This is a genomic window from Promicromonospora kroppenstedtii (assembly GCF_044389675.1).
Taxonomy (GTDB): Bacteria; Actinomycetota; Actinomycetes; order Actinomycetales; family Cellulomonadaceae; genus Promicromonospora; species Promicromonospora kroppenstedtii.
Map to the genome: position 1 here is coordinate 36,318 of NZ_JBIRYI010000005.1, position 12,509 is coordinate 48,826.

6 protein-coding genes are annotated in these 12,509 nt (G+C 68.9%); 2 read left to right on the forward strand and 4 right to left on the reverse strand.

What is annotated here, in order from left to right:
- Positions 1 to 73: 73 nt before the first annotated feature.
- The 3 genes from rpsF to ACH47X_RS09365 all read right to left on the reverse strand — a co-directional run bounded on the left by rpsF (position 74) and on the right by ACH47X_RS09365 (position 5,843).
- On the reverse strand, positions 74 to 364 hold the full coding sequence (rpsF, locus tag ACH47X_RS09355; RefSeq protein WP_397403553.1) for a 30S ribosomal protein S6: 291 nt from the start codon (positions 362 to 364) through the stop codon (positions 74 to 76).
- Positions 365 to 602: 238 nt separating this feature from the next.
- Entirely contained in the window at positions 603 to 3,182 is a 2,580-nt protein-coding gene (locus ACH47X_RS09360; RefSeq protein ID WP_397403555.1) for a transglycosylase domain-containing protein, read from the reverse strand.
- A gap of 204 nt (positions 3,183 to 3,386) precedes the next feature.
- Positions 3,387 to 5,843, reverse strand: coding sequence for a transglycosylase domain-containing protein (locus tag ACH47X_RS09365; protein WP_397403557.1), 2,457 nt, complete (start codon positions 5,841 to 5,843; stop codon positions 3,387 to 3,389).
- 449 nt (positions 5,844 to 6,292) lie between these two features.
- Here ACH47X_RS09365 and ACH47X_RS09370 point away from each other — a divergent pair, with 449 nt between their 5' ends.
- Positions 6,293 to 6,937, forward strand: a complete 645-nt coding sequence (locus ACH47X_RS09370) for a PadR family transcriptional regulator (protein WP_397403559.1) — start codon at positions 6,293 to 6,295, stop codon at positions 6,935 to 6,937.
- Positions 6,934 to 8,025 carry an inositol-3-phosphate synthase gene (locus ACH47X_RS09375; RefSeq protein ID WP_397403561.1) on the forward strand — a complete coding sequence of 364 codons (1,092 nt, stop codon included), beginning with the start codon at positions 6,934 to 6,936 and terminating at the stop codon, positions 8,023 to 8,025. Before ACH47X_RS09370 ends, ACH47X_RS09375 begins: the two co-directional genes overlap by 4 nt.
- A gap of 132 nt (positions 8,026 to 8,157) precedes the next feature.
- Here ACH47X_RS09375 and ACH47X_RS09380 read toward each other — a convergent pair whose 3' ends face one another.
- Positions 8,158 to 12,282: a S8 family serine peptidase gene (locus ACH47X_RS09380; RefSeq protein WP_397403563.1), complete on the reverse strand. Its 4,125-nt coding sequence runs from the start codon at positions 12,280 to 12,282 to the stop codon at positions 8,158 to 8,160.
- Positions 12,283 to 12,509: the final 227 nt, after the last annotated feature.

Genomic DNA, 12,509 nt, shown 5'->3' on the forward strand with positions numbered 1-12,509 from the left:
GTCCGGGCTCGCGGTGAATGCAACCACGAACCACTGACACTCGCGCGGGCGTTGGAGGTTCAGATCCGACGACTCACTTGTCGCCGGTGCGCAGGATCTTGGTACGGAGGACGACCTCGTTGAGGCCGAGCTGCCGGTCCAGCTCCTTGGCGGTGTCCGACGTCGAGGTGAAGTCGACGACGGCGTAGATGCCCTCGGACTTCTTCGCGATGTCGAACGCCAGGCGGCGGCGGCCCCAGATGTCCACCTTGTCGACGGACCCACCCTCGGTCGTGATGACCGACAGGTACTTGTCGAGCGACGGGGCAACGGTGCGCTCCTCGACCTCCGGGTCCAGGATCACCATCAGTTCGTACTGACGCATGTGTATACCCACCTCCTCTGGTCTCAGCGGTCACGGTCGTTCCGTGACAGGAGGGTTCACAGCAAGGGTCAAGCCTACCTGGCATGTGCGCGACGACCGAAACGAGCGCGGGAGACGCCTCTCACACCCCCGGCGGACCGACGCGTGCCACCCCGCCCGAACCGGGCAGCCCCTCGGGAAACGGCCGAGGGGCCGTCCCCCGCAGGAGACGACCCCTCGTTCATCGGCGGCCGGACGGTTACGGGCTGTCGTTCCCGTTGCCGCCACCACCGCCGCCGCCCCCGCCACCGGTGGGCTCACCGGTCGGAAGGCCGACCTCGGGGCCGGACGAGACGATCAGCCGCACCTGGCTGCCCGCTTCCGCCGGACTGCCCTCGCCCGGACTCACGTCGATGACGGTGCCCTGCCGGACGTCGTCGGACGGCTGGTACTCGACGACCGGTTCGAGGTTGGCGCCCTGAACCTTGCCGCGGGCACTGCCCTCGCTGCTGCCGATCAGGCCGTTGGGGACCGTGGTGGCCTCGGGCTGCTCGGGACCGGTCGAGACCTCGACCCGGATGCTCGAGTTGCGCGGCACCTCCTGCCCCTCCTTCTCCACGGAGAGCACGGTGCCCGGCGGCTGGTCGCTCGGGACCTCCACGAGCTGCGGGTTCACCCCGGCGCCCGAGAGTGCGGCAGCGGCGGCCGCGAACTGCTGGCCCACGAGCCCGGTCGGGACCATCACCTTCTGCTCCTCCGACGGCGTCGGCGACGGGGTGGGCGTGGGCGACGGCTTGGGGGCCGGCGGCACGTAGGGCGGGAACTCCTCGACCTCCATGCCCTTCGTGACCTCCTGCATGTACTGCGTCCAGGCCGCGACCGGCCAGGTGCCACCGGTCAGGCTGCCGCCGGCCCACTGGCCGAAGGGCGTGATCGAGGCCTGCGCGACGCCGTCCTCGGCAGACTGGTACAGGCCCACGACGGTGGCGAGCTGCGGGATGTAGCCCGCGAACCACGCCGACTTGTTGTCGTTCGTGGAGCCGGTCTTGCCGGCCACGGGGCGCTGCTTCCCGTCGGGGCCGAGCAGCTCCTTCGCGGGGACTCCGGAGCCCTCGTTGACGACCTGCTGCATCGCGTAGGTGGCCTTGGCCATCACGACGGGGTCGATGATGTCCTTCTTGGTGTTCTTGCCGCTGAACTCCCAGACCGTGTCCTCGCCCTGCTTCACCGAGGTCAGGATGTGCGTCTCGTGCCGCGTGCCCTGCGCGGCAAACGTGGCGTACGCGCCCGCCAGGTCGACCGGGTGCACGTCGGAGGTACCGAGCACGTTGGACAGGGTGTCGTTGGTGGCGTCCTCGGGGATGCCTGCCCGGATCGCGACGTCCTGCGACTTCTTCGCCCCGATGTCCACGTTGAGCTGTGCGTAGACGGTGTTCACGGAGTTGGCCGTGGCGTCGACGAGGTCGATGTCACCGTAGGACTCGCCACCCGCCTGGGTGCCGAAGTTGGTGAGCTTCACCTCCTCCTCGACGCCGGTCTCCTTGTTCCGGACCGTCCAGCCCGGGATCTGCATCGGGCTGTTGCCGTTGTAGTACTCGTTGAGCTCGTGGCCGTCCTCGAGCGCGCCGATCAGGGTGAACGGCTTGAACGTCGAGCCGCCCTGCGCCTTGCCGTCGGTGGCGGCGTTGAACTGGACCTCCTCGTAGTTCTTGCCGCCGTACAGGGCGCGGATGGCACCGTTCTTGGGGTCGATCGACACGATCGAGACCCCGAGCCGCTTGGAGGCAGCACCATCGCCCTTGTACGGGATGGTGTTCGCGGCCTTGACCGCCGCCTTCTGGAACTTCGAGTTGATGGTGGTGTGGATCTCATAACCCTTGGTCATGAGCTCCTCTTCGCTGATGTTCGCCCCCTCGGGGTCGGCGAGCTCCTTGCGGACCTCCTCGAGCAGGTAGCCCACCTGGCCGGCGCGCGAGGCCGGCTTGTACTCGATGGGCTCGGGGAAGGTGGCGGACTTGCGCTCCTCCTGGGTGATGTACCCCATGTCGGCCATGTTCCGCAGGACGCGGCCCCACTTCTCCTGCGCGACGGCCTTCGACTCCTCGCCGAAGCGCGGGTCCCAGTACGACGGTGACGGGATGATGCCCACCAGCATCGCCGTCTCCGAGACGGTGAGCTCGGCCGCCGGCTTGTTGAAGTACGCCTTCGCCGCGGCCTCGAACCCGTAGGCGCCGCGGCCCAGGTAGATGCTGTTGACGTAACCCTCGAGGATCTCGTCCTTCGACTTCTCCTGGTCCACCTTGAGGGCCAGGATGATCTCGCGGAACTTGTCCGCGTAGGACGACTGTCCGGGCTGGAAGTAGGTGTTCTCCACGTACTGCTGCGTCAGCGTCGACGCGCCCTGGCGGCCGCCGCCGGTCGCGTTGCTGATGGCCGCCCGGACGATGCCCAGCGGGTCGACGCCCATGTGGTCCTCGAAGGCCTGGTCCTCGGACGCGATGACGGCCTGGCCGATGTACGGGGGCAGCTCGTCGAGCGGGCGGATCGTGCGGTCGATGGCCGCGAACTTACCCATCACCTTGTTGTCCGCGTAGTAGACCGTGGTGGTCTCCGAGCCGATCTCCGCGCGCTCCTTCGGTACGGCCCAGCCGATCCACCCGGCGGTGAACACACCGACGCCGAGCGACAGCAGGGTCAGCCCGGTGCCGACGACCACGCGCCACGACGGGATCCACGCGCGCAGGCCCGTGCGATGCGGCCGCGGGTAGTTCCAGATGCCACGCCGGCGTCGGGGCGTCTGCGGCCAGATCGGAATCGGAGAGGGACTCCTGTTCGCCACGTCTTCCTCGTTCCTCGAATCAGTCCAGTGGGCGCACTGAACCGTCGAAACGATAGAGGATCGATGTTCGCAGCAAGTAGCACAAACGCGGTTTCTCTGTGTACGGCCCGTGTCCGCGACACGGGTCACAAAGGCTGCCGCCGGCGCCGATCGGGCCTTTTCACCCAATATTTCACCCGGCGCCGGCCGAGCCCTCGGAGACCGCTATCCGAAGATTCCACCGCCATCCTCGGACGGGTCGTCGGTCGGGTCGTCACCCGGCCCCGTGGAGACCACCAGGGTCACGTCGCTGCCCGTCGGCACCTCCGTGCCCTCGCCCGGGTCCACCGAGATCACCGAGCCCTCCGGCACGGTGTCGGACGGCGCCTCCTGGACGACCGGATTGAGCTCGGCGTCCTGCAGCGCCTGCTCGGCGTCGCCCTGATCCTGGTTGGTCAGACCCCACGGCACCTGCGTGGTCTCCTCCTCCTCGGCGCCGGAGCCGTTGGAGACCTGGACCTCGATGCTGGAGTTCCGGTCGACCTCCTGGCCGGCGCGGTCGACCGCGAGCACCGTGCCGGACGGCTCCGGGCTGTCCACGTCGACCTGCACCGCGACGAGCTGGAGGTTCGCGAGCGCGGCGGAGGCCTCCGTGAACTGCTGGCCCACCAGGTCGTCAGGCACCACGACCAGGTCCTCGGCCTCCTCGGAGGGGCTCTCGGACGGCGTCGGCGAGACGGAGGGCTCGGGGACCGGCATCTCGTAGGGCGGGAACTCGACGACGTCCATGCCCTCGGTGGCCTTGGACATGTACTCGGCCCAGGCCGTCACCGGCCAGGTACCACCGGTCAGGCCGGTGAGACCCATCTGCTTCCACTCCCCGAAGGGCGTGATCTGCTGGTACTCGCCCTTGCCGTCGCGGGCGTCACGGTCGTACTGGTACAGCCCGACGACGGTCGCCAGCTGCGGCACGTAGCCGGCGAACCAGGCCGACCTGTTGCTGTTCGACGTGCCGGTCTTGCCCGCGACCGGGCGGGGCGTGACGCCGTCGGGGCCCACGAGGTGGGAGGCCGGCTCGCCGGAGCCCTCCTGGACCACCTGGGTCAGGGCGTACGTGGTGGCCGCCATCACCTCGGGCTCGAACTCCGTCTCGGAGGGGCCGCTCCACTCGTGCAGCAGGTCTTCGCCGTTCCTGACCTCGGCCACGAGGTGCGGCGTCGTCCGCGTGCCCTGCGACGCGAAGGTCGAGTAGGCGCGGGCGATGTCGATGTTGTGCACGCTCGCGGTGCCGAGCACGTTGGCGAGGTTGGGGGCGACGATCTCGTTCCCCGCGGCGTCCGTCTCGGGGATGCCCGCCCGGATGGCGACCTCCTTCGTCTTCGCCGGGCCCACCTCCTTGTTGAGGTGGACGTAGGCGGTGTTCACGGAGTTGGCCGTGGCGTCGAGCAGCGAGACGTTCGGGTAGCTCTCGCCGTAGGGTGCCTGGCCGAAGTTGGTGAGGACCGCCTGCTCCTCCTCGCCGGTGTCCGCGTTCCAGTTGGTGTAGCCCTCGATCTCCTGCGGGGAGGTGCCGTCGTACGTCCTGGTCAGCGGGATGTCCTGCTCCAGGGCCGCGACCAGGGTGAAGGGCTTGAAGGTCGAGCCCGCCTGGGCGATGTCCTGTGTCGCCGAGTTCGTGGGGTACGTGCCGTAGTCCGGGCCACCGTAGAGGGCCTTGATCGCGCCCGACGCCGGGTCGATCGAGGTGAGCGACGCGCGCGTGTTCTCGTCGGCGTCCTTGGGCAGCGCCATCGCCTCGGCCGCGGCCGCCTGCATCTTGCGGTCGATCGTGGTCTTGATGGAGAACCCGCCGGTGGTGAGCTGGGCCTCCTGGATGTTCGCCCCCTCCGGGTCCGCGAGTTCCTTGGCGACCGCCTCCAGCAGATACGCGGTCTGCGGGTTGCCCGAGCCCTGCGTGTACTCCTTGAGCTTCGGGAACTCCGCCGCCATGCGGTCGTCCTTGGTGATCACGCCCGACTCGACCATGAAGTTGAGGGTGCGGCCCCAGCGCGCCTTGGCCTGGGCCTGGGCGGCCTCGCCCTGCCGCGGGTCCCAGTAGGTGGGGTTCGGGATGATGCCCGCCAGGAACGCCGACTCGGAGATGGTCATCTCCTTGGCCGAGTGCCCGAAGTACGCCTGGGACGCGGCCTCGATGCCGTAGGCCCCGCGCCCCAGGTAGATGGTGTTCATGTACCCCTCGAGCACCTCGTCCTTGGACTGCTCCTGGGTCACCTTGAGGGCGAGGATCGCCTCGCGGAACTTGTCCGCGTAGGTGGCCTCGCCCACGCCGACGTAGTAGTTCTCCACGTACTGCTGCGTGAGGGTCGACGCACCCTGCTGGGCGCCCCCGGTCACGTTGTTGAGCGCGGCGCGGACGATACCCAGCGGGTTGATGCCCATGTGGGTGCGAAAACTCTGGTCCTCCGACGCGATCACGGCCGCGGACACGTACGGCGGCAGGTCCGCGAGCGGCACGATGGTGCGGTTCTCGGCCGCGAACTTCCCGAGCGGCTTGCCGTCGGAGTAGTAGACCGTCGTGGTCTCGGAGCGCACGGTGTCCAGCTCGGCCGGGACGGTCACGTCCACCCAGGCGGCCAGGATCACTCCGGCGGCGAGCGACGTCCCGGTCAGCAGCGTTCCCACGACGAACCGCCACGACGGGACCCACGCCCGGATCCCGGTGCGGTGCGGCCGGGGGTAGTTCCAGATTCCCTGCCGACGCCGGGGCGTCTGCGGCCAGATCGGAGAGGGACTCCAGTGCGACACGACAGCCTCTTCCTCGTTCGGACTCGGGATCCGCCCGTGTGCGATGGACGCACCTGCCGGTCGGACCACCCGAAACCATAGGGGATTCACCCTCTGGCGCAGTAGCCACATCTGCCGCACCGACGCAACCGGAAGATTTCGACGCATGGTCAACGCAGTCCGTCTGCCCTCACTTCACACTTTTTTCACCTCGCTGATGGAACCCCGGGTACCAGCCGTGGATTGCGGGCCGCCCGGAGGGTGCTTATCCTCTCGATGTATCGACTCGATACATCGTGGTGAAGTATCCAACCCGGCCTGCCGGGTCATCCGGGAGGGAGGTCACCGTGCGTAGTCGGTCCGATGTGCTGGAGACCGCCGTCCTCGGCCTGCTCAACGAGTCCCCGCTGCACGGCTACGAGCTGCGCAAGCGGCTCAACCTCGTGCTCGGCTCGTTCCGCGCCTTCTCCTACGGCACGCTCTACCCGGCCCTCAAGGGCCTGGTCACCCGGGGTCTGATCGCGACCACCGAGAGTGACCCGACGCCACCGCCCCGCAAGGGGAAGACCGGGATTCCCGGCCGGACCGCCAAGCCCATGCCCCTCGGCCGCCGTCGTGTGGTCTACGAGCTGACCGCCGAGGGCAAGGAACACCTCCAGTCCGTGCTGGCCACCGCCGGCCCCGCAGCCTGGGAGGACGACAACTTCGACGTCCGGTTCGCCCTCTTCGGGCAGACCGACGCGGATACCCGCCTCCGGGTGCTGGAAGGCCGGCGCACCCGGCTGACCGAGCGCCTGGAGGCCTTCCGGGAGTCGACGACGCATCCGCGGTCGAGGCTCGACGAATATGCGCTGGAGCTGCGGCGCTTCGGGCTCGAGAAGGTCGAGCGCGAGGTGCACTGGCTCGACGGCCTCATCTCCACCGAGCGGGGACGCGCCGCGGCGCAGAGCCGCTCACCACAGCAGGAACAAACGAAGAAGGAGCGAGGATGAACTCCATCCGCGTGGGTATCGTCGGCGTGGGCAACTGCGCCTCGTCCCTGGTCCAGGGAGTGCACTACTACCGTGACGCCGACCCGGCGAGCACCGTCCCGGGCCTTATGCACGTGCAGTTCGGCGACTACCACGTGTCGGACCTCGAGTTCGTCGCGGCGTTCGACGTGGACGCGAAGAAGGTCGGGTTCGATCTGGCCGAGGCCATCAACGCGTCCGAGAACAACACCATCAAGATCGCGGACGTCCCGCCGACCGGCGTGACGGTCCTGCGCGGCCCGACCCTCGACGGCCTGGGCGACTACTACCGCGCCACGATCGACGAGTCCACCAAGGAGGCCGTCGACGTCGTCGCAGCCCTGCGCGCCGCAGAGGTCGACGTGCTGGTCTGCTACCTGCCGGTGGGCTCCGAGGAGGCCGCCAAGTTCTACGCGCAGTGCGCCATCGAGGCGGGCGTCGCGTTCGTCAACGCCCTGCCCGTGTTCATCGCGTCCGACCCCGAGTGGGCCGCGAAGTTCGAGGAGGCCGGCGTGCCGATCGTCGGCGACGACATCAAGTCGCAGGTCGGGGCCACCATCACGCACCGCGTGCTGGCCAAGCTGTTCGAGGAGCGCGGCGTCGTCCTGGACCGCACCTACCAGCTCAACGTGGGCGGCAACATGGACTTCAAGAACATGCTGCAGCGCGACCGCCTCGAGTCGAAGAAGCTCTCCAAGACGCAGGCCGTGACGTCCAACCTCAGCGGGCCGCTCGCGGGCAAGAAGGAGGACCGCAACGTCCACATCGGCCCGTCCGACTACGTGGCCTGGCTGGACGACCGCAAGTGGGCCTACGTGCGTCTCGAGGGTCGCGCGTTCGGCGAGGTGCCGCTCAACCTGGAGTACAAGCTCGAGGTGTGGGACTCCCCCAACTCCGCGGGCATCATCATCGACGCGGTGCGGGCCGCCAAGATCGCGAAGGACCGCGGCGTCGGCGGGCCGATCCTCTCGGCGGCGACGTACTTCATGAAGTCGCCGCCCGTGCAGATGGAGGACACCGCGGGCCGCGCCCAGCTGGAGGCCTTCATCCGCGGCGACATCGAGCGCTGACCCGCCGCCGGGGTAGAACCAGGGCGAACTGGAACCGCAGCGGGAGAGAACTGCAGCGCACCCCGCGAGGGATGCGCTGCAGTTCTGCTTCGCCCTGGTTCTACTGGGGGCGAGGTCGCCGGCCCCCGGTGACTACTTGATCGGGTCCAGCTCGAAGTCGGTCACGACGTTGGTACCCGCCGTCACCTTCGCGGAGCCGACCTGCGGGACGTACCCGTTGGACGTCGCGATGATCTGCGCCGTCCGCTCCGACTTGTCGAACCAGTACTCGTAGACGCCGTCCGACCCGGTGACCAGGGTGACCGCCGAGAGCTTCCCGTTGATCTGGACCACGGAGTCGCCGAGCGACACCACGCCGTCCGGCGTGAAGCCACCCACGGTGCCGGACAGCTTGCCCCAGCTCTTCGGCGGGTTGACCGTCAGCGAGACGTCGACCGACGACGTCTCGTACGGCGTCTCCGCGTCGGCCAGGAGCGAGGCCGTGAAGGTGCCGGGCTGCGCCACGACGCCGCTGAGGCTCGCCGTGATCGTCTTGCTCTGGCCCGGCGCCAGGGTGAACTCCGTTGGGTCCACCGACAGCCACGACAGGTCGCTGCCGCCGCCCGCGACGTCACCGGAGACGTTCATGACGATGTGCATGTCAGGCCAGCCGATGGAGTCCGTCGTCGCCGGCTCCGCGAGACCGCAGTCGGTGGCGGAGAGGTACGACGGTGCGGACTGGCCCGCACCGTTCGAACCGATGTAGAAGACGCCACCGTTCGACTGCTGGTTGGGCGACACGACCTCGACCACGAGCGTGGCGCCCGCGGGCACCTCACCCGTCACGGGCACCGAGACCATCGTCAGGGTCGACGCCGGGATGGCCAGGTCGGCCGTCCCGATCTCGGTGAGGTTGGCGAAGGTGAGCGCACCCTCCAGCGTGTAGAGGTTGACCGTGAGGGTCTGAGCGGTGGCCTCCTCGATACCGAAGGACACCTCCGAGACCTCGAAGTCGTCCTCGATGTCGAAGTCGCTCAGCGTGAACGTCCGGAAGAAGTGGTTCTCCGTTGTCCCCGCCAGGCCACCGCAGGAGGCCGAGTTGACCGCCACGATCTCCTGCGACGCCGAGTGGGTGATGGTGGTGGCGTTCGGCGAGACCGGGATGGACTCGGGCGTGACGCCCTCGCCCGCGGTGCCCTTGCCGGCGGCCTGCAGCTTCGACTTCGAGCCGCCGACGCCGGAACCGCCGAGCTTGACCGACGGCTTGGTGGACTTGACCTCGGTGGCCTCGCCCGTCGGGTGCTGGATGGCCGCGAGGCCGTCCGTGCCCAGGATGTCGAAGCCGCCACCGGTCGCGGTGAGGTCGACGTCGGCCGGAGCCGAACCCTCGTTCTTCACGGTGAACCGCTTGGTAGTGGTGCTACCCAGCGGGAGCGTGGCGGCGAGGGAGTCGGTGCTGACGGTGACCAGGCCGGCCGCGAGCGCCGCGTCGAACGTGCCGGTGGCCTCGGGGTCGAGGGTCACCGTGCCCGACTCGGACTCGTAGTCCGGCGCCGTGACCTCGACCGTGTAGTCACCCGGGAGGGCGATGGCCGAGTAGGTGCCGTCCTCCCCGGTGGTGGCGGTGCGGGTCGCCGCGTCGGACGTGGCCGTGACCGTGGCGCCCTCGACGGCGTCACCGGTGTTGAGGTCGGTGACCGTGCCCTCCAGGAAGGAGAGGACGGGCGCCGTGTAGGTGATCGACAGGTCGGAGGAGATCGCCGGGGTGCCGTTCGAGTACTGGAGGCCGACGGTGCCGGCCTCGTTCTCGATGCCGACCGACGCCGAGTCGCCCTTGGCCGAGCTGGTGTCGGTGACGTCGCCGTAGCCGAAGATGACCGTGCCGTCCGCGACGAGCGTGACCGAGAAGCTCAGGCGGTCCGTCGCCGGGCTGTACTTGCGCACGTTGCGCCACTCGACGACGAACGCGTCCTCGCCGTCGACCGTCGTCTCGCCCGTGTACAGGCCCGACTCACCGTCGAGGACCAGGTCGTCCCAGAAGGGGAACAGTGCCGCGTTCGGCACCGCGCTGTTCGGGATGGCCCCGTTCGCGTACGACGTGCTGGCCGCCAGGAAGTTCAGGTGGCCGTTCGACGTGACGAACGCGGAGTCGTAGCCCTCGCCGTAGTACGGGAACGTGAAGGGCAGGTCGAGCGAGGTCTGCACGTCGTCGCCCGTGAGCGAGGACTCGGTGTCGCCCTGCAGGTACTCACCGGTGGTGGTGGCACAGGAGTAGCCGAAGTCGTCGGTCACCGCGGTGATCTCCACGGGCACGTCCTCCGCGCCGTCGACCACGACGTCGCCCGCGTACGGAGCGGCGCAACCGCCCGTCTCGACGCTGAGCGTGTAGGTGCCCTCGGGAACGTCGGCGAAGGCGAACGTGCCGTCCGCGCCGGTGGAGACGTCCTCGAAGTGGCTGCCGAGGCTGACCGGGACGCCCACGACCGGGTCGCCCGACCCGGCGTAGGTGACGGTGCCGGTCACGGCGTGCGACGGCGCGGCCTCGAGCGAGATCGGCACGTCGACGGTCCCGTCCTCGGTGACGGCAGCCGGGGCCGGCGTCGAGGGCAGGTAGCCGAACGCGGACGCCGAGACCGAGTAGTCGCCGGTGGCGACGCGCGCGGAGAAGGTGCCGTCCGCGTCGGTGCTGACGGTGCGGTCGCGGTCGCCGTCGATGGTGACGTCGGCCGAGGCGATCGGGTCGCCGGCGGCGTCGGTCACGGTGCCGGTGACGTAGCCGGTCGCGCCGATCGGGGCGGCGTCGATGAGCGCGGCGAGGTCGAGCTTGCCCTCGCCCCACACGTTGTTGTTCTCGGCGGTACCACCGCAGGTGGTGTCGTCCGTGTCGACGGCGGCCTCGTTGAGCAGCGCCTCCGTGCCCTCGATGTCACCGACGAGCGCGGGAGCGGCGCTCCACAGCACGGCGACGGCGCCCGCGAGGTGCGGGGCGGCCATGGACGTGCCGTTGAAGGCCGCGTAGCCGTCACCGGGGACGGACGAGCGGACGTTCACGCCAGGAGCGGCGATGTTGGGCTTGACCAGGCCGTCTTCGCCGGCACCACGCGACGAGAAGGCTGCGATGTTGCCCGAGGCGTCGAACGCGCCGACCGAGTACGAGCTCGTGTTGGCACCCGGCGACGAGGTCGTCTGGCAGCCGGAGCCCGAGTTGCCCGCGGACCAGGCGCCGAACACGCCGGCGGCGGCCCAGGCAGCGGTGGTCTCCTCGTACCAGTCGTCGATGAAGCCCGCGGCGGTGTAGCCCCACGAGTTGTTGACGATGTTCGGGCGCTTCGACGGGTCGGGGTCGGAGCCGTCGACCTTGGTCGGGGCGACGATCCACTGGCCCGACTCGAGCAGCGCGGAGTCCGAGCAGCTGTCACAGCCGTTCGTGGCGATCCACTCGGCGTCGGGGGCGACACCGATCTGGTTGCCCGCGCCGTCGTCACCGACCATGGTGCCCATGGTGTGGGTGCCGTGGCCGTTGTCGTCGAACGGCTCCGGTGCGGAGCCGCTGGTGTCCTGCCAGTTGTAGTCGTGCACGACCGAGCCGTCGGACTGCACGCCGCGGTACTGGTCGGCCAGCGCCGGGTGGTCGAACTGCACGCCGGTGTCGATGTTCGACACGACGATGCCCTGACCCGTGTAGCCCTGCTCCCACGCCTCGGGGGCGTTGATGAAGTCCAGGCCCCACTCGACGGCCTGGGGCGCCTTGTCGCTGACCGGGGTCCGCTTGACCGGGTCGACCAGCTCCAGCTTCACGGTCTCGCGGATGGCCTCGACCTTGGTGCTCGCCGCGAGCTCGTTGGCGAGCTCGAGCGTGCCGTCCTCGACCAGGATGCGGTTGCTGATCCAGTAGCTCTCGTAGTCCGCACCGGCGGCCTTGAGCTCCTTGACCAGGCTGGCCTGCGAGGTCTTGGCCGTGGTGGTGAGAGCGTCGTAGACGTACTGACCGCGCTCGTCCCAGTCGGCGATGTCCTTGGCGGCCGTCAGGTTGGCCTCCTCCGCGAGCACGACCCAGAAGTCCGCGGTCTTGCGCTCGGTCAGCATCTCCCGGGCGAAGCTCGTGAACTTGTCGTCGGGGTCGGCCGCGACGGTCTTCGTCGTGGTGACGGGCAGTGCTGATGTCGGGGATGTTCCTGCGAACGCTGCCGGAGCAACGCTCAGTGCTGATGTCGCGACGAGCGCGATGGCCGCTGTTGCGGTTGTCGCGCGCTTCGCGAGCACGGTTCTGCGATGCATGAACCCTCCATTACCCGGCGCGCCCACGGGATCGGGCGCGCTTGGACGGACCACGGTCGTGGGCCGTGCCCAACCGTCGTTTGCACAGGTCAGGGCAACAAGGTCAGATCAGGGTCAGGCATGGGTCACTTCTCGGTCAAAATGCGGTCATGTGGCCCTCGACAACTTTGTCAAGGGCGTCCAGGAAACTTCACCCGGCTTATTCGCCGCAATTTCACCCCTTAACC